The sequence below is a fragment of the Halovulum sp. GXIMD14794 genome (genome assembly GCF_054457455.1).
Map to the genome: position 1 here is coordinate 1 of NZ_JBTLNF010000008.1, position 17,545 is coordinate 17,545.

Genomic DNA, 17,545 nt, shown 5'->3' on the forward strand with positions numbered 1-17,545 from the left:
GGAACCTCCCGCCGGCCGAGTTTGCGGAGAAGATCAGGCTGGAAATGCGCGCCGCATAGCCCCAGAAATCAACCCACGGACTCTCCGGAAACTCGGAGGAGAGTCGGGTCTCAGGTCACCGGTCATCTTCTTCCGCTCGAACGCCCCGAGCGGCTGGTTGAGAGCCTCGCGACCTTCGGAACGGAGATCGAGAGGCAATGAACATCCCCGCCAGATGGGCCTATTTTTCCGTCTTCGTGGGCGTGTGCGGACATGCAAGTTCGGAGTTCTTCGCCAAGCTGTCTGGATTGGCCGGCCCGGAAGTATCCGTGTGGCGGTATCTTATCGGAGCGGCCGGGCTGATCGCCTGGTCGGTGTCGCGAAGCGAAACACGCGATCTCGTGACGCCGCTGCGAGAGGATTGGCAAAGTCTGGTGCCTCTATCGCTGCTTGGCGTATCGCTTGCCTACCTGTTCTTTCACTGGTCCCTGGATTTCGCCAGCGTTATCCAGGTTGCCACCTTGGTAACGACAATCCCGATTTTCGTCGGGCTGATAAACCTTGCGGTCAACCGCACGCCGATTTCTACGGTCAAGATCATCACCGGATTGCTCGCAGTGGTCGGTGTTTCAGCGCTGCTCACCGATGGATACCTTGACGTCCTGAAGGCTGGCGGACAGTCGCTTTGGGGTGTCCTCATGGCCTTGCTCTGCGCGGCGCTGGTTGCCGGCTACTCGGTACTCGCCAAACCGCTCATGGTGCGCCACGGCGGTATGCGCATAACCACTATTGCGGTCGCCATCGGAGCGCTCGGACTCTGGGTGGGTGTCGGATTGTTCTGGGGACGATGGGTGAATCCGATCGAACTATCCGGCATGTCAGGCGTTGCGGTCTGGTCGCTCATTGTTCTGGGGCTATGGAACACGACGATCACGCAACTGCTGTGGCTTGGAGGGTTGGCCGCAGCCGCCGACATGACACGGGCCTCTTACCTGTTCTTCCTCAAGCCGGTAATAGCGGCCGGGCTTGCGATTGCATTCCTCGGAGATAGTCCGACGTGGCTGCAGCTTGCAGCGATCCTAGTAGTGTCCGGATCGGTCTTCGTCGAGGTCTTGTGGCCGCGGGCGCGCGACGCAGCAGCGCAGAAATGAAGCGAGTCCGCCAAGAACGGCAAAGTCTGCCTCGTCCCGCAAATCAGTCGTTTAAGAAGATCGCACCGAGGTCCGGACTGCCGATCAGACGGCTGTTTGCGCACTATCAGATCGTCGGCTTAAATTGCGGGTATATGTCCGCCAGTTTCGTGCAGCGGGCTCGCTGGCTGCCGAGAGACGCGAGCGCTTAATCGGCAAATGTAGAGGATCGAGCCTCGAGCATCTGTCGCAGGGCGGGGATATCTTTGACGACAAGACGTCCGTAGAGGCGCTCAAGCACACCCGATCGTTCGAACTCGGTCAGCAGGTCGCCGATCATCGAGCGGGACAGGTTGGTCATCTGGGCAAGCTCGTGCTGGGTGATATCAAGTTCCGTCACGAAGCCCACCGGGTCAGTCGCGACCCGTGCGCCGCAGAGCCTGAGGAGCACCGCCGCGAGGCGTGAACCGGATGCGCGGATCGTCAGGTCGTCGAGGCCCGCGACGGCCAGCGCAACATGATCCGCCGCGAGGTGGCCAAGAGCTCGCCAGACCTGCGGTCGTTCCCTGCCAAGGGTTTCGAGTACCGGAAGCGGCAGAAAGAGATAGGTCGAGGGGCGCAGGATGGTGAGCGTGGTAAGCCGGGGCATCCCGGAGAAAAGCTCGACTTCTCCGAGCCATGACCCGGCGTGAAAGTGGCTCAGCATGGTTGGCCCGTGGTCAGACTGCACAGTGTCCATGCGTATGTAGCCCGACGCGAGATAGAACAGCCCGTCAGGCGCATCCCCCACTCGGTAGAGGACCGCACCGCCATCAGCCTTCCGCAGAATGCCACGCTGCAGTATCCTGGTGCGGTCTTCCTCGGGCAGAAGCGAGATCCATCCGCTCTCTCCGATCCGCGATATTACCACCTTACCCGATCCTTCCATCGCTCCGCGACCTCAGAATGTCCGCCACCGGCATTCGAAGACCCGGTCGGCTGCTAAGGTTACCATCGAGTGAGGCGGGCTCAACAGCCACAATCTAGAGTACTGAGACTTCGGCCAGCTGAGAGGAGAGAGACCATGACGATGAGACTTGGATGCGGCACGCTCGCCCTCTGCACACTGGTACTGCCTACCGATGCGATTGCTCAGGAATTGCCAGGGCTCCGGCCAGGCATGAACATCGAATACTCACCGTACCTGCAGGAGGACTTCCCAAACCAGGTGTTCTTTGGCGACACGCATCTGCACACCTCCTATTCGGCCGATGCGGGCCTGGTCGGCGCGACAACCACGCCGGACGACGCGTTCCGCTTCGCAAAAGGCGAAGAGGTGATCTCGTCCAATGGCATCCCGGCCCGCCTGAGGCGGCCCCTCGACTGGCTGGTGGTCACCGATCATGCGGAAAATCTCGGCATTCCCGCTGCGCTTGCCGACGACGATCCGGTGCTCACCGATACCGAATGGGGCGCGCAACTCGCGGAGATCGCAGCGCCGGGCACAGAGGAGTCGATGGTCGCGTCCTACGAGTTCTGGATGCAGGCGACCTTTGCGGGGGAGGATCCGCTCGCCGGCACGCCCTTCGGCCAAACGATGTGGGAGAAGGCGACCGAGTCCGCCGAGCGGCACAACGATCCCGGCGCCTTCACTGCCTTCATCGGCTTCGAATGGACGTCGCAGCCGAATGGCTCGAACATGCACCGCAACGTCATCTATCGCGACGGCAAGGACCTCGCCGACCAGAAGGTGCCGATCAGTTCCTATGACAGCGACGATCCAGAAGTGTTGTGGGACTGGATGGAGGATTTCGAGACGACGACCGGCGGACGCATGTTCGCGATTCCGCACGGCGGCAACCTGTCCAACGGGCTGATGTTCGACGATATCACCCTTTCGGGCGAGCCGTTGACCGAGGCCTACGCAAGCCGCCGAATGCAGTATGAGCCGCTCTACGAGATCACCCAGATGAAGGGTGACGGCGAAGCCCATCCGATGCTGTCGGCCGAGGACGAGTTCGCCGACTACGGAACCTGGGACAAGGGCAGCTTCGGCCCCGAGCCCAAGACGCCAGACATGCTGCCAAGGGAATACGCACGATCCGCATGGATGCGGGGACTGGGCTATGAGGCAGATCTGGGCGCCAACCCGTTCAAGTTCGGTGTCATAGGCTCGACCGATGCCCACACCGGTCTCTCGACGGCGGCAGAGAACAACTTCTTCGGTAAGGTCGCGCTGGTGGAGCCGACAGGCGATCCGATCCGCTATGAAGAGACGATCACCGGGCGTGCGACGCCAGATCCTTCGGACGACCTCACGCACGCCGATGCGCTTGCCTCCGGCCTCGCCGCGATCTGGGCTCGGGAGAACACGCGGGAAGCGCTATTCGACGCGATGGAGCGCAAGGAAGTCTACGCTACCACAGGCACGCGCCTTCGGGTGCGGGTCTTCGGCGGCTGGGACTTCACGCCGGAGGACATGGTCCGGTCGAACTTTGCCGCGCATGGGTACGAAGCCGGGGTGCCGATGGGCGGCGACCTGAGCGCGGCTCCGGACGGCGGTGCGCCGGCTTTCCTGATCCGGGCGCTGCGCGACCCCGACGGGGCCAATCTCGACCGGATCCAGGTGATCAAGGGCTGGACCGCCGAAGATGGCCCGCAGGAGCGCGTCTACGATGTGGCATGGTCGGACGACCGGACGCTCCACGCCGACGGCAAGCTGCCACCGGTGGGCGACACGGTTGACGCAGGAACGGCAACCTACACCAATGCAATCGGAGCTCCGGTCCTCGGGGCTTACTGGCAGGATCCGGATTTCGACCCGACACAGCGCGCTTTCTACTACGTCCGCGTGATCGAGATCCCGACGCCGCGCTGGACGACATATGACAGCGTCTTCTTTGGCATAGACCTCCCGGACGGCATGGATGCGAGCCAACAGGAGAGGGCATACACCTCGCCCATCTGGTACACGCCGGCCGGGTGACAAAGCGTTAAGGGGAAAGGCAGTAACCCCCTATCCTCCACCCGACATGGGAAAGCCGAAGATTGCGATGTCTTTGCGCCCCTGAACGCAATTCTTGTGGAGGGCTTCGCACAGATAGGTGTATTCGCGCCAGCCGTGGGGCGCGATACCTAGTATTTATATGGACAAAGTTGTCACATCAGCTCGCCAATATGTTCTGGAGATATGATGCGAACGCCACAGCTCCCGGTATAGTGAGCGTCAGGATGAAAGTCGGACAACATCGCCCATGCTAGTGCTAAAAGCCGCTATCTTCGTCGTCGTTATTGGTGGGGCGGGTATCCTAGCTCTCCGCATTGCCTTTCCGCTTCCCGACACGAACTTCGCAGAAGCCACGTACAGTCTGCCGGCAAACCTTGATGGGCCCCTGGGCAAGGCCATCCAACCAGCCTTGCAGAGGCACCCGAACCAGAACGGGGTTCGGCCACTGGCCGAAGGACGTGGCGCTTTTGCAGCTCGGGCGATCCTCGCGCGTGAGGCGGTGAGCTCGATTGATGCGCAATATTACATCTGGCAGGACGATACGACCGGGCTCATGCTTCTGGAAGAGTTGCGCGCGGCTGCTGAACGCGGGGTGAGGGTTCGCTTGCTGGTTGACGACAACGGCATCCCGGGTCTCGACGCATTGATGGCGGAACTTGACGCCATGCCGACTGCCGAGGTGCGGATTTTCAATCCATTCACCATGAGATCACCCAAGCTGCTGTCCTATTTCTTCGATTTCCACCGACTAAATCGTCGGATGCACAACAAGTCGATGATTGTGGATGGAGTTGCCAGCATCGTCGGCGGACGCAACGTGGGTGACATCTATTTCGCCTATGGCGACGGCACCCACTACTTCGACATCGACGCGATCACCATCGGCCCGGTCGTGGCGGAGATTTTCGCCGCCTTCGACAAATACTGGAACAGCGACGCGGTCTATGCGGCCGATCGCGTGCTTGCTGCTCCCTCCACTGCTGCCATCGAGAACCTGGCCGCCACGGCGCGCAAGAGCGACGACGGCGCGGTGTACCAGCAGGCGGTGGCCGACAATGCGCTGACCAAATCCATCGAACAGCGAAGCATTACATTCGAATGGGGCGAGGCCCGGCTTTTTGTGGATGACCCTGCCAAGGGGCTGGGCGAGGCTGCGCAGGATAAGCTTCTGGTCGAGGACCTCGTCGCACTGGCCGAAGAGACCGACACCTCGCTGGATCTGGTCTCGGCATATTTCATTCCTGGGCCTAGAGGCGAAGAGGTGTTGACCCGACTCGCGAACCGCGGCGTGCGTGTTCGGGTGCTGACCAATTCGCTCGACGCGACCGACGTGATGCCGGTCCATGCCGCCTATATGGGGTACCGGAAGGCCCTGCTGCGCTCCGGCGTCGAGCTTCAAGAGCTTCGTTCGCTACGGGATGAACGGGTGGAGATGAGCTTGCCCGAAATTCTCGCCGGTTCGGCCTCCGGTCTGCACGCGAAAGTCTTTGGCTTCGATGGTAACCGCGTCTTCATCGGTTCCTACAATCTCGATCCCCGGTCGGCACAGTTGAACTGCGAGATGGGGCTCCTCGTCGAAAGTCCGAACTTGGCTGCAGCGCTTGCTCAGCAGCTCAGCAATCACGACACCGTCTATCGTCTCGAGCTGGACAAAAGCGACAAGATTCGCTGGATCGGCGAGACACACGGGGAAGAGCGGGTCTACTCGGTCGATCCCGAGACGAGCGCACTACAGCGCGGGCTGGCGCGGCTGGTCGCACTGCTGCCGATCGAATGGATGCTTTGAGGGCTCAGCAAATGGCCGCGTGTATCTTCTGCGAACCATTACGTCTGGCCTTCGCTTCGTCGCGATTTGTCCGTGCGCGGCTTACCATGAGCTTCTCGGCTTAGGCGGTTTAGAAAGCGCTACCTAACCTTGGCAGCGGTAGTGCGTACAGATCTCAACGCTTAAGTAGCGCGCTCTTGAGTCATTCACTCCGTTGGTACCGAAGGACCGTAACTCCGGCGCCGTTAACAAAGGCAAGTTGATTGCCGCCGAGCACATAGCCCGTGGTATCCTTGAGAGCCTCCAGAACGTCCGCCTCAAGCTTCTCGCGTTGCTCCGGACAGGCCATGCGGGTCCCTGCCATCACATCCGGGAAAGCGATCCTGTCCCGACCGATTGCTGCCTGCCCGGTGAACCTGTTGCAACCGCCATATAGCGCGAAACTTCCGCCCTCACCAAAGGAGAGCGAAGGCGGCTCTTCGCCCACGAACATTCGTCCTCTGATCTCGAAGCTGCGCCATTTCGTCCCTGCAAGAATGGGTGCCCCAGCTACCGCGTCGGTTCTCGCCCCCGGCATTGCCTCAAGCAAGATCTCAACTTCATTTCCTGCGCCGCGGGTCAGAACCGGATAGGAAGATGTCGTTCTCAGAAGCAGGTTACTGCTTTCTCCCCGGATCGAGGCAGAGACGACATAAGACATTCTGGCGTCGATCTCTGCCGCGTCATAGGGCAACTCGACCCGAGCCGGGTAATCGGCAGACCAGAATCTCCGCGTCGCAATCGTCTCCGACGGTGCGTCCGCGCGCGAGACGTCGAGTAACGCGACTTCCAGTATGGCGCCGCCGGGGATCGCGACCTCCTCTTGCAGGCGGATTGTCACGGTAATTGACTCATCCTGAGCCGCGACCGGCGTGGTCGCGCAAATCGCGGCACCGAGGATCGTCATCGCCTTCCACGTCATCATCAAAACACCTTTCTTCAAACCCCAGCTATGGCATTGATGCTGCAGAGGCTCGACTGAAGGTAGCATCCTCTAGCTGTCCGGCGAGCATGCCCTCTCAGTATCACCATCACTAGTGGCGGAAACCAACAGCGCCTTTGAGAGATGGGTTCGGGCTTCTGCAAGGTCGCTGCAAAGCCGTCGAAATTGCGCTCACTCGCCAATTTGCCTGCTACCAGCCATACTTGGCCTCCGATACAAATTCGAGGCGTGGATATCATGCAGCAGAGTTTTCCCGACAGGTTGAAGCGCGCCTTGGCGCAACTCGCCCTGGCCGCGCTCAATGCGACATTGATCTTGATCGTGCTCGGCTTGTTCTTCGCATGGCGGCTGGCAGTGACCGCAGAACGGATAACCGATCAGGCGATTACCTCCGCCGCCGCGCAAGTGGCGCAGCTATCCTCGGTTCAGGAAGATCTGACCGGGCTGAAAGACCAGTTCGCCGGTCTGAGAGCGGACATCGAGGAAGTGCGCCTGGAGGGGACCGAAAGCGCTTCGGAAGCCTCGGAAAGGATTGCCGCGAAACTCGACGAGATCGAAGCGCAGATCTCCGAGGTAAGCGGCCAACTCGGGCCTGCTGTCGAGGCAATCTCCATAGATCCGGGAATCCTGGTTGATCGCGCTGTAGAGACAGGGATGTCCGAGTTCGGAACTTGGGTGGCAGGCATGCGTGGGTGCGATTTTCCGGGTACTGAGTGACCAGGGCAACATCTGACCAGTTCAAACCGGTCTCGATGTGCCCGCGTTCGCGCGAACTTAAGTTGCTCCGAGACGCAAAAGCCCGGGACGCGATGAAGCGGCGCGCAGTTTTTGCCGCGACCGGCACCCGCACGCGGGTGCCGGTCTTCAGCGGCTGGGATTTCGAAGAGGATGAGGTCTTGCGGCCAGATTTCGCGGCATAGGGATACGCTCGGGGCATTCCCATGGGCGGTAACTTGTGCCCCGATCCCGCAGGCGCCGCACCTCGCTTCAGCACCGAGCCCCACGGGATCCGGACAGCCCGAACCTAGACCGTATCCAGGTCGTGAAGAGCTGGCTCGGGGCGAAAGTCCAGACGCAGGAACGCATCCACGACATTCCCTGTGCCGACAGGACATCATCGATGGGGCCTGTGACGGCAAGGTAGGCAATACCGTAGTCATCGACAATGCGACCTTCACCACCAGCATCAGGCGGGTCGTGCTCAGTAGTTGGTGGCACGATCCAGATTTCGATCCTACACCCTGGGCTTTCTACTATGCTCGGGTCCTGCAGATATCGTCCCCGCGCTGGACGACCTACAACACCGCATACTTCGGTGTCGAGATGCCGGAAGGAACGAAGAAGACTGTCCAGAACAGTGCCTACACTCCACCCGAACCGGCCATTGAAACTTCGCAGCCATCTGAGCATTGGGCGGATGGAACCAGTTACGAATTGTCCTAGCTAAATGCCTCGTAGATGCTCGGCGAAGGCGCAAGTTGGGGGACGGGACCGTGCGAACACTAAGCCGCAGGAAGCTGTTGAAGGGGGTGCCGCAACCGCAGGCCTCATGGCTCCGGCCGGCTGGGCGATCGGTCAGACAAACTCCCTGTCGGATATCGGCGGAACGATCGTGTCCGGACCGCGCGCGACGATCTACACGGCGCGCGAGATCGTCACGCTCGATCCCGCCAGACCCTCGGCCGAGGCGATCGCCGTGGTCGGCGGCCGCATCTTGTGGGTCGGTTCGCTTGACGAAGTCCAGGGCGTCGTGGGCGAGCAGCCGTACCGCATCGATGACACATTCGCCGACAAGGTCATTGTCCCCGGCTTCATCGCGCAGCATGACCATCCGGTGCTCGCCGCCCTGTCCATGTCATCGGAGATCCTCTCTATCGAGGACTGGGCTTTGCCGTCCGGCACGGTTCCGGCGGTCAAGGACAAGGAAGACTTCGTCGAGCGCTTGACCGAGGCCGTGAATGCGCGCACCGATCCCGGCGAACCCGTTGTGAGCTGGGGCTATCACCCAGCCTTCTACGGTCCGCTGACACGCGAGGATCTGGACGCAATCAGCACCGAACGGCCGATCCTCGTCTGGGCGCGCTCCTGTCACGAGATGATCCTGAACAGCAGCGCCCTCGAAGCGGGGGGCGTCACGCAAGACCTTGTCGCCGGTTTCGACGAAACGTCGCAAAGCCAATCCGATCTCGAGGAAGGCCGGTTCTGGGAACAGGGGCTCTTCGCGGTCATGCCGAGTATCGCGTCGCTGGCGGCAACGCCGGAACGGCTGCGCTCCGGCCTGGAGATCAGCCGCGACTTCATGCACGGCAAAGGCATCACGTTCGGGAACGAGCCGGGTGGCATCCTGGCCAAGCCCGTACAGGACGGGGTCATCCGATCCTTTACCCGCGCGGCCGGTGCGCCCTCGACGATCGCGTCGAGCAGCCGTTCCAGGTCGCGGTCGATCTTGTCGAGCCGGGCCCGGTCGCGATCGCGCGTGTCGTTCTGTGCGCGGCGCAGGGTGTTGAGCTCCCGGGTGTACTCCGTGCAGAACGCCTCGAGCAGCTCGTCGCGCATCAAGGCATGCTGCAGCCCATCGAGAATGTGGGCTTCGAGCGCGTCCTTGCGGATCGTGCGGGTCACGCTGCAGGTCCCCTTGTTGCGCGCACCGGCGCAGCCGAAATGGTGTTTGCTGATCTTGACGAAACCGGCACCGCAGCAGCCGCACTTGATCAGGCCGGAGAGCAGGTATTGCGGGCGGCGCTTCTCCCAGAATCCGTCGCTTTCCGGGGAGGCACGTTTGCCCAGCGCGGCCTCGGACTGCCGCGCCTTCACGGCTCCCCAGGTCGCATCGTCGATGATGCGCAGTTCGGGGACGTCCGTGATGACCAGGGCCTCCGGCGGGTTGAGACGAGAGACGCGTTTGCCGGTCTCGGGGTCCTTGATGTAGCGCAGCCGGTTCCAGACCAGCCGCCCGATGTAGAGCTCGTTGTTCAGGATCCCGGTGCCGCGGTCCTTGTTGCCGTGAATGGTTGAGGGCCCCCAGGCCGTTCCCGTCGGGCCTGCTATCGCCTCGGCGTTCAGCGCCTTGGCGATGGCCCGGGGCGAGGCGCCGTGGGCGTAGTCCCGGAAGATCCGCCGGACGATCTCGGCCTGCTCCACATTGATCGTGCGCTCGCCGCGGCGGGCATTGCCCTCCGGGCTCCAGGTCCGGACGACATCATAACCGTAGCAGTTGCCGCCACCGGACTTGCCGGCTTCGACGCGTCCCCGGAGCCCGCGCCGGGTCTTGTCGGCGAGATCCTTCAGAAACAGCTGGTTCATCGTTCCCTTGAGGCCGATGTGCAGTTCCGAGATCTCTCCCTCGGACAGCGTGACCAGCGGGATGCCGGCGAAGCGCAACTGCTTGTGGATCGTCGCGATGTCCGCCTGGTCCCGGCTCAACCGATCGAGCGCCTCGGCTAGGACGAGATCGAAATGCCCCGCTCTGGCCTGGCTCAGCATCGCCTGGATGCCAGGCCGCAAGAGGCTCGCGCCCGAGAGACCGTGGTCGGCGAACACTTCGACGATCTCCCAGCCGTCACGTGCAGCGCGTTCACGGCACATGCGGACCTGATCCTCGATCGAGGCGGCCGATTGGAGATCCGAGGAATAACGGGCGTAGATGGCGCAGCGCATGGTGGGCTCCTAGCGGTTGAACCTGGCGAGGATGGCGCCGTAGGCGTCGATGGCCTCGGCGGATCCGGCCTGGTTGTAGTGCCGGGTGGTGATGTCGGGGCTTCGGTGCGTGAGCAGCCCGGCGGCGATGGCCGGGTCTGCCAGGCCGGCATGGGCGATGTCGGTCGCGGCGACATCGCGGAGCTGATGCGGCGTAAGCCGGCGGCCGACCAGCTCCTCGGTGAGCGCGCTGATCCGCTGACCGATGGAATGGGCCGACAATGGGCGACCGCGGTCGCTGATCCAGAGCGCGGTCTCCGCGCTGCCCTCAGGCAACAGGGCAGTGCGGGCGTCGGAGAGATAGGTCTCGATGACAGGGACGATGCCGGGATCGACGGTGACGCGCTGGTAGCGTCCCCCTTCGTCTCGGTTCCGGGGATCTAGATGACATGGCCGCCGCTCTCGATCCGGTAGCTGCGGCCGATCTCGAGCGCGGCGAGGTTGGCGCGCCGGATCGGATGGCGGGTGAGAACCAGCAGCAGCGCCGCATCGCGGATTGCCACGGCGCGCCGTTTGGGACTGCCATCCAGGGCGAGCGCATTAGCCAGGTGCGCCCGCGCGGCGGCGATCAGCGCCTTGCCCGTGGGCAGGGGCCGGTCCTCCGTCGCGTCCCGCAGTGCGCGTTTGGCGGAGGCCCGGAGGCGCCGGGACCGCTTGCTGAGGTGTGCGAGGTCCGCCTCCGGCGCGGCGGCCTCGAGGACATAGGCCAGCGACTCGATGCGGTTCGCGAGCGTGATCGGGGCGAGATCCGACTGGATCCCGATGAACCCGTCGACGCGCTCGGCGGTCGCCCGCGCCGCCGGATCCGGTTTCGCCGCGAGATCCACCCCAAGGGCTGCGAGATAGCCGAGCCAGATGCCGTAAGCCTCCTCATGGCGTTTGAGCGAGGTCGGCCGCAGGTGCGCCAGGGGGCCGGAGGGGTTGAGCACGCCGCCGTCGCGGATGAGCGCGTCCCACATCGCCCGGTCGACGGCGGGCCAGTCGGGGCGGCGAAGGGTGCGCGCGGTTGCCAGCGTTCCGATCATCGTGCGGCCTTCCTGTGGCCGTCGAGGATCGTGCCCCAGGCCCGGTTCGCGTCGTCCGTCAGCAGGTAGTCGTAATGCGCCCGCGTGGTGCTCTCGTGCCGGTGCCCGAGCAGGCGGCGCAGCCCGTCGAGATCGCCCGGGCGCTGGCGCAGGTAGACCACGCCGGCAAGGTGGCGGAAGTTGTGCGGCGAGAGCCGGATGCCAAGATGGCGCGACGTGGCGGCCTCGATCGTCCGCACGAGACACGAGGCCGAGAGCGGCTCCGGCTTGCCGCGCTTGGAGAACAGGTAGGGACTGTCGCAAGTGACGAGCGCCGGGCGATGCTCCGCGAGGAACCGGTCGAGAAGCTCTTCCACGCGCGGCGAGAGCTCGGCCGTGCGATCGACGTTGTTCTTCACCATGTGGGCCGGCAGGACCAGCCGCCGCACGACGCGACCTCCACGGCGCTCGGTCTGGATGTGCTGATCGAGACGCAGCCCGAGCAGTTCGCTGCGCCGGAGGGGCAGGTGGATGAGAATGGCGATGGCCAGCGCGGTCTCGTGGCGGAGCGCGATCTTCTGCGGGTTGCTGGTGCGCTCGGCCTCGCGCTGGAACTGATCCGGCAGTGCCAGCAGGCCGCGGATCACCGCGTCATCGTGGAACGGGTCGACCCGCGCCTGCACCTTCTTCGGCATGCTCTTGTCCTTCGGGGACAGCTTCGACACATAGCCGTCGAGCAGCGCCACAGCCGCCTTGTCGTCCGCATGCCAGCGGGCGGCGTGCCGAAGCCCGACCGCGAGCTCCTTGAGACCCGGACCGGGCTGGCCATTGCTGCGCGCCAGACGCCAGGTGAAGACGGTATGGTGCCGTCGCCCTCCATTTCCATCCAGCTGTCGGGGGCGGTTGCGGTTTCGTCGACCTCGGCCGTCAACCCGCCGAGACCAAGCGCGCGGGCGACCTTAAGCCCTGCCCGGATGATGCCGTCGTCGATCACCATAACGGTGACAGTGGCGCCAGAGATGATGTTCAGGTCATGTGCCGAACCGCGCTCCGCGGCTTCCGCGACTAGATCGACACCGCGATACCCGGCGGCCATGTCACGAATCTTGCGGTCGGGAATCCCGATCAGAACGATTGGTTCCGAGTGTTTGACCAAATCCACACCAAGAACCCGCGCGTCGTCGTCGATGGCGACCATGGTATGGATGGGTTTGCCGGAATACCCGGTCGTTCCGACGAAGTCCGAAGTGACGAAGACGAACCCGATCTCTTCCCCGTCGCTCAGGACGGACGCGACCGGTACGTCCTGCCGAATTGCTCCCCAGGCGTAGGCGCCCTCGACAAGATCGGCGGGCGCGATGTCGGTCAGGTAGCGGGAGAGGATCGAATTGGACGGCTGCGCTGCAGCAGGCAATGCGGCCACCAACAGGAGGCACACGACGAGGCGCAGAACTATGTGAAATGAGAAACACATGGGTCAGGAAAACTCCGGAATTGGAGGGCCGCGCGCATCGGGCAGCCCCATCCGTGCCGGTCTTCGAAGTCCGGTCGGTTCCGGAGCTTCAATAAGAAACGCGATTGCTGGGAGGCGCGGAAGATCTCTGGTATTTGGGGGCGACGCCGATTGGCACCATCATGCAATCCGCGCAATGGCCGCACGCGGCTGACTGGCGCTCGACAAGATTGCCATCGCGGTCGAGGATCGCCGTGCGCGTGCCGGTTTCGCTGCAGATGACGATCTCGGTCTGACCGGTGCGAGCGATCTCATGAACCGTCCCGAGGTATCCCCCGGCCGCCGCCGACGGGGTAAGCGCGGCGACGAGAAATCCGACAGCAAGTGTGGCGATACCTCGAGTCATGAAGGCTGAATACGCCCGCATCGGATTCGGGAGTTTGTTCCCGAGCAACAACGGCGCCGGATTTGTTCGCATCACGATCGTCTGGCTTGAGCCGCTCAGAAAGTAAGCGGGGATCCTCGCCACGCATGGAAAACAGACGAGCGGGCGGTCTGGATGGTAACTGCCTTATTGCGAAGCTAGCGCAACACCTCGTAAAGCGCTCGCATGGGCCATGACATCACCATTCTCGACGTTCCACCGTTCTCCAGCCTCTGCAATCTTGCCTTCAGCCTTCGGCGCGAAGTCTTCGTTCGGGAACAGCAGGTGCCGGAGGAGGAAGAGTTCGACGAACACGACATTTCTGCTACGCACATTGTCGCCATTGCCGAGGGTGAAGTTGTGGGAACCCTGCGCCTCGTCTCGGCCGTGGAGCACGTGAAGATCGGGCGGGTGGCCGTTCGCAAGAGTGCACGGGGCAGGGGCATTGCCCGTGCGATGCTGGCCTACGGAATGGAGAGTGCACGGCGCCGAGGGTGGGAAAAGTTCCATCTGGCTGCTCAACTCGACAAGCTTGCCTTCTATGAGAGGCTTGGCTTCGTGGCCTATGGCGAAGTCTTCGATGACGCGGGCATTCCCCACAAGTCGATGCGGAACCACGGAGACTGAGCACAAGCTTTCTACCGCGGATGGTCCAAGGTAGCTCCATGGTTGTCGCTCCGACGCTAGGCGCTGCCCACACCACCGCGGGCGTGGGCCTCCACTCGGAGGGAGCTTTCCAAGTGAGACTTCTTCTGGAATAGTGAACCGAACAAAGGGGCTCGTTCGGGCGGCTGCACGTTGCCCGGGCGCTATGACCGGGGGGGAGCGGTTGTCAGCTACGATGCCCAGCCGCCGGAACTTTCTGCGGGGAAGGTTCGGCAAGCCGAATGCCGACGCGATGCGACCTCCGGGAAGCGTTCAGGATTTCCACGATCTGTGCACCGGCTGCGGCGACTGCATCGTATCCTGCCCCGAAGGCATAATCGTTCGCGATGAGGACCGCCTTCCGGTGGTGGATTTCGTTCACGGGGCTTGCACGTTCTGCGGCGCTTGCGCCGAGGTTTGTCCGGCGGGGGCGCTCGCTGCTGGACACGTCGCCGACTGGCCATGGAGGGCGCGGATCACGGATTCCTGCTTTTCTCTGCGCGGGATCACGTGCCGAGCATGCGAGGATGTCTGCGAGCCGCGCGCGATCCGGTTCCGGCTGGCCACAGGCGGTCGATCCCGGCCTGTCCTTGATCTGGATCAATGCACGGGATGCGGCGATTGTGCGCATGCATGCCCTGCGGACGCCGTCAGTTTCGACCGTCGCGACACCGCGGACCCGGAGGTTTCCAGATGAACATTTGCGGCTGCCTGGTGCACGTTTCCACGGCGCAGGTGGCCGATGCGCGGGGCCGGCTCGATGCGATGCACGGGGTCGAGGTTTACGCGGCAAGCGATGACGGCCGCCTGGTGGTCGTCGTCGAGGATACCGAGGCTGCCAGTGCGGCCGATCTGATCATGGAAATTCACCAGGTGCCGGGCGTCATCTCGGTCACGCTCAACTACCACCATTTCGAAGACGTGCCACCGCGGGCGGCATCCGCCACGCTCTCAAGCCGGAGAACAGACGCATGACCATCTCGGAGTCCCGTCGTACCTTCCTGAAGGCAACCGCCGCCGCCAGCACTGCCGCCGCCGCGGGCATTCCGCTGGCCACAGGCCAGGCCGTGGCGCAGGTTCAGGCGCCCGACATTCGCTGGGACAAGGCGCCTTGCCGCTTCTGCGGTACCGGCTGTTCCGTCCTCGTCGGGACCAAGGAAGGCCGGGTGGTCGCTACCCAGGGGGATCCCGATGCGCCGGTTAACCGGGGGCTCAACTGCATCAAGGGCTACTTCCTGTCGAAGATCATGTACGGCACCGACCGGTTGACCACGCCTCTGCTGCGCAAGACCAACGGCGTCTACGACAAGAACGGCGAGTTCGAGCCCGTGAGCTGGGACGAGGCCTTCGACATCATGGCCGAGAAATGGAAGGCATCGCTCGCTGCGAAGGGACCGACTGCGGTCGGCATGTTCGGCTCGGGCCAGTGGACGGTGTGGGAAGGCTATGCCGCTTCCAAGCTCTTCAAGGCCGGCTTCCGGTCGAACAACATCGACCCCAATGCGCGGCACTGCATGGCCTCGGCCGTCGTCGGGTTCATGCGCGCCTTCGGTATCGACGAGCCGATGGGCTGCTATGACGACCTGGAAGCCGCGGATACGTTCGTGCTCTGGGGCTCGAACATGGCCGAGATGCACCCGATCCTGTGGTCGCGCCTGACCGACACGCGCCTGACCAAGCCGGGCTGCGAGGTCCATGTTCTCTCGACCTTCGAGCACCGCTCGTTCGAACTGGCCGACAATGGCATGGTGTTCACGCCGCAGACCGACCTCGCGATCCTCAATTACATCGCGAACTACATCATCCAGAACGACGCGGTGAACTGGGACTTCGTGAACGAGCGCGTCAACTTCACCAGGACCGACACCGACATCGGCTACGGGCTGCGCGACACGCACCCGTTGCAGGAAGCCGCTGCCAACCCGAACTCGGGCAAGCTGACGCCCGTCGAGTTCGACGAGTATGCAGCTGCAGTTGCCGAATACACGCTGGAGAAGACCGCGGAGATTTCGGGCGTGCCCGCTGCACAGCTCGAACGCCTGGCGCAGCAGTATGCCGACCCGAACCGCAAGGTCATGTCGCTCTGGACCATGGGCTTCAATCAGCACAGCCGCGGGTCGTGGGTGAACGGGCTGGTCTACAACGTGCACCTGCTGACCGGGAAGATCTCGGAGCCGGGCAACTCGCCGTTCTCGCTGACCGGCCAGCCCTCGGCCTGCGGTACAGCGCGTGAGGTCGGCACCTTCGCGCACCGTCTGCCCGCCGACATGGTGGTCAACAACGAGGAACACCGGACGATCTGCGAGACCGCTTGGGGCATCCCCGAGGGCACGATCCCCGAGAAGCCGGGCTTCCATGCGGTGCTGCAGAACCGGATGCTGAAGGACGGTGTCCTCAATGCCTACTGGGTGCAGTGCAACAACAACATGCAGGCCGCGCCCAACATCAACGAGGAGGGGTTCCCGGGCTATCGCAACCCAGAGAACTTCATCACCGTTTCGGATCCGTACCCGACCGTCACCGCGCTGGCCGCAGACCTGATTCTTCCCACCGCGATGTGGGTCGAGAAGGAAGGCGCCTATGGCAATGCCGAGCGTCGGACCCAGTTCTGGCGGCAGCAGGTCAACGCGCCGGGCGAGGCGAAGTCGGACCTGTGGCAGCTGATGGAATTCTCGAAGCGCTTCACCACCGACGAGGTCTGGCCCGAAGAACTGCTCGCCAAGAAGCCCGAGCTGCGTGGAAAGACCCTGTTCGAGGTGCTCTACCGGAACGGCAAAGTTGATGCCTACCCGGTTTCGGACGTCGCCGAGGGGTTCGAGAATGCCGAAAGCGCGCATTTCGGGTTCTACGTGCAGAAGGGCCTGTTCGAGGAATATGCCGGCTTCGGCCGAGGCCATGGTCACGACCTGGCCGAGTTCGACACCTACCACCAGGCCCGCGGCCTGCGCTGGCCGGTCGTGGATGGCAAGGAAACGCTCTATCGGTTCCGCGAGGGCTATGATCCCTACGTGAAGGAAGGCGAGGGGGTGAAGTTCTACGGCAATGCCGACGGGAGGGCCAAGATCATCTTCGCGCCCTACGAGCCGCCCGCGGAAAGCCCGGATGAAGAGTTCGACCTTTGGCTCAGCACTGGCCGCGTGCTGGAGCACTGGCATTCGGGGTCGATGACCCGCCGGGTGCCTGAACTGCACCGGGCCTTCCCCTCGGCGGTGGTGTTCATGCACCCGGACGACGCGTCGGATCGCGGACTGCGTCGCGGGCAGGAGATCGTCATCTCCACCCGGCGTGGCGAGATGCTCAGCCGCCTCGAGACCCGTGGCCGGAACAAGCCGCCACGCGGCCTCGTGTTCGTGCCGTGGTTCGACGAAGGGCAGCTGATCAACAAGCTCACGCTGGATGCGACTTGCCCGCTCTCGAAAGAGACGGATTACAAGAAGTGCGCCTGCAAGGTCGAGCGGGCCTGATCGCGACCGGTGGCGCA

19 protein-coding genes and 1 pseudogene are annotated in these 17,545 nt (G+C 63.3%); 11 read left to right on the forward strand and 9 right to left on the reverse strand.

Features of this window, described 5'->3' with window-relative positions:
- Positions 1-197: 197 nt before the first annotated feature.
- Entirely contained in the window at positions 198-1,130 is a 933-nt protein-coding gene (locus ACW9UR_RS19100; RefSeq protein ID WP_458918660.1) for a DMT family transporter, read from the forward strand.
- A 187-nt stretch (positions 1,131-1,317) separates the two neighbouring features.
- Here the strand turns inward: ACW9UR_RS19100 and ACW9UR_RS19105 are convergent, their stop codons facing one another.
- Positions 1,318-2,037, reverse strand: a complete 720-nt coding sequence (locus tag ACW9UR_RS19105; protein WP_458918661.1) for a Crp/Fnr family transcriptional regulator — start codon at positions 2,035-2,037, stop codon at positions 1,318-1,320.
- A 135-nt stretch (positions 2,038-2,172) separates the two neighbouring features.
- Between ACW9UR_RS19105 and ACW9UR_RS19110 the strand changes: the two genes are divergently transcribed.
- Both ACW9UR_RS19110 and ACW9UR_RS19115 read left to right on the forward strand, forming a co-directional pair.
- Positions 2,173-4,074, forward strand: a complete 1,902-nt coding sequence (locus ACW9UR_RS19110) for a DUF3604 domain-containing protein (protein ID WP_458918662.1) — start codon at positions 2,173-2,175, stop codon at positions 4,072-4,074.
- A 268-nt stretch (positions 4,075-4,342) separates the two neighbouring features.
- Positions 4,343-5,881, forward strand: coding sequence for a phospholipase D family protein (locus tag ACW9UR_RS19115; RefSeq protein WP_458918663.1), 1,539 nt, complete (start codon positions 4,343-4,345; stop codon positions 5,879-5,881).
- Between the two features lie 181 nt (positions 5,882-6,062).
- Here ACW9UR_RS19115 and ACW9UR_RS19120 read toward each other — a convergent pair whose 3' ends face one another.
- Positions 6,063-6,824: a YbaY family lipoprotein gene (locus ACW9UR_RS19120; protein WP_458918664.1), complete on the reverse strand. Its 762-nt coding sequence runs from the start codon at positions 6,822-6,824 to the stop codon at positions 6,063-6,065.
- A 255-nt stretch (positions 6,825-7,079) separates the two neighbouring features.
- Here ACW9UR_RS19120 and ACW9UR_RS19125 point away from each other — a divergent pair, with 255 nt between their 5' ends.
- The 4 genes from ACW9UR_RS19125 to ACW9UR_RS19140 all read left to right on the forward strand — a co-directional run bounded on the left by ACW9UR_RS19125 (position 7,080) and on the right by ACW9UR_RS19140 (position 8,285).
- Positions 7,080-7,559, forward strand: coding sequence for a hypothetical protein (locus ACW9UR_RS19125; protein ID WP_458918665.1), 480 nt, complete (start codon positions 7,080-7,082; stop codon positions 7,557-7,559).
- 92 nt (positions 7,560-7,651) lie between these two features.
- The gene (locus ACW9UR_RS19130; RefSeq protein WP_458918666.1) at positions 7,652-7,762 is read left to right on the forward strand and encodes a DUF3604 domain-containing protein; all 111 of its coding nucleotides are present in this window, start codon (positions 7,652-7,654) and stop codon (positions 7,760-7,762) included.
- A gap of 122 nt (positions 7,763-7,884) precedes the next feature.
- Positions 7,885-7,986, forward strand: coding sequence for a hypothetical protein (locus ACW9UR_RS19135; RefSeq protein WP_458918972.1), 102 nt, complete (start codon positions 7,885-7,887; stop codon positions 7,984-7,986).
- A gap of 41 nt (positions 7,987-8,027) precedes the next feature.
- On the forward strand, positions 8,028-8,285 hold the full coding sequence (locus ACW9UR_RS19140) for a DUF3604 domain-containing protein (protein ID WP_458918973.1): 258 nt from the start codon (positions 8,028-8,030) through the stop codon (positions 8,283-8,285).
- A gap of 192 nt (positions 8,286-8,477) precedes the next feature.
- On the opposite strand, the gene ACW9UR_RS19145 is transcribed toward ACW9UR_RS19140, so the two are convergent.
- From ACW9UR_RS19145 to ACW9UR_RS19175, 7 genes and pseudogenes are all read right to left on the reverse strand, one after another.
- On the reverse strand, positions 8,478-8,642 hold the full coding sequence (locus ACW9UR_RS19145; protein ID WP_458918667.1) for a hypothetical protein: 165 nt from the start codon (positions 8,640-8,642) through the stop codon (positions 8,478-8,480).
- 288 nt (positions 8,643-8,930) lie between these two features.
- A complete protein-coding gene (locus ACW9UR_RS19150) occupies positions 8,931-10,499 on the reverse strand; it encodes a recombinase family protein (RefSeq protein ID WP_458918668.1) in 1,569 nt (522 codons plus the stop codon).
- Positions 10,500-10,508: 9 nt separating this feature from the next.
- Positions 10,509-10,868 (reverse strand): annotated as a pseudogene (locus tag ACW9UR_RS19155) (tyrosine-type recombinase/integrase); the annotation flags it as partial.
- A 50-nt stretch (positions 10,869-10,918) separates the two neighbouring features.
- The gene (locus ACW9UR_RS19160; protein ID WP_458918669.1) at positions 10,919-11,563 is read right to left on the reverse strand and encodes a hypothetical protein; all 645 of its coding nucleotides are present in this window, start codon (positions 11,561-11,563) and stop codon (positions 10,919-10,921) included.
- The gene (locus ACW9UR_RS19165; RefSeq protein ID WP_458918670.1) at positions 11,560-12,237 is read right to left on the reverse strand and encodes a tyrosine-type recombinase/integrase; all 678 of its coding nucleotides are present in this window, start codon (positions 12,235-12,237) and stop codon (positions 11,560-11,562) included. Before ACW9UR_RS19165 ends, ACW9UR_RS19160 begins: the two co-directional genes overlap by 4 nt.
- Positions 12,186-13,016, reverse strand: a complete 831-nt coding sequence (locus tag ACW9UR_RS19170) for an FMN-binding protein (protein ID WP_458918671.1) — start codon at positions 13,014-13,016, stop codon at positions 12,186-12,188. Before ACW9UR_RS19170 ends, ACW9UR_RS19165 begins: the two co-directional genes overlap by 52 nt.
- An 88-nt stretch (positions 13,017-13,104) precedes the next feature.
- Positions 13,105-13,473 carry a hypothetical protein gene (locus tag ACW9UR_RS19175; RefSeq protein ID WP_458918672.1) on the reverse strand — a complete coding sequence of 123 codons (369 nt, stop codon included), beginning with the start codon at positions 13,471-13,473 and terminating at the stop codon, positions 13,105-13,107.
- A 132-nt stretch (positions 13,474-13,605) separates the two neighbouring features.
- On the opposite strand from ACW9UR_RS19175, the gene ACW9UR_RS19180 reads away from it, so the two are divergent.
- The 4 genes from ACW9UR_RS19180 to napA all read left to right on the forward strand — a co-directional run bounded on the left by ACW9UR_RS19180 (position 13,606) and on the right by napA (position 17,528).
- Entirely contained in the window at positions 13,606-14,046 is a 441-nt protein-coding gene (locus ACW9UR_RS19180; RefSeq protein ID WP_458918673.1) for a GNAT family N-acetyltransferase, read from the forward strand.
- Between the two features lie 271 nt (positions 14,047-14,317).
- Positions 14,318-14,761 (forward strand): ferredoxin-type protein NapF, encoded by a 444-nt coding sequence (gene napF, locus ACW9UR_RS19185; protein ID WP_458918974.1) that lies wholly within the window; start codon positions 14,318-14,320, stop codon positions 14,759-14,761.
- The gene (locus ACW9UR_RS19190) at positions 14,758-15,039 is read left to right on the forward strand and encodes a chaperone NapD (RefSeq protein ID WP_458918674.1); all 282 of its coding nucleotides are present in this window, start codon (positions 14,758-14,760) and stop codon (positions 15,037-15,039) included. The genes napF and ACW9UR_RS19190 overlap by 4 nt, the downstream gene beginning before the upstream one ends.
- Positions 15,036-17,528 carry a nitrate reductase catalytic subunit NapA gene (gene napA / locus ACW9UR_RS19195; protein ID WP_458918675.1) on the forward strand — a complete coding sequence of 831 codons (2,493 nt, stop codon included), beginning with the start codon at positions 15,036-15,038 and terminating at the stop codon, positions 17,526-17,528. The genes ACW9UR_RS19190 and napA overlap by 4 nt, the downstream gene beginning before the upstream one ends.
- The last annotated feature ends 17 nt before the right edge of the window (positions 17,529-17,545 follow it).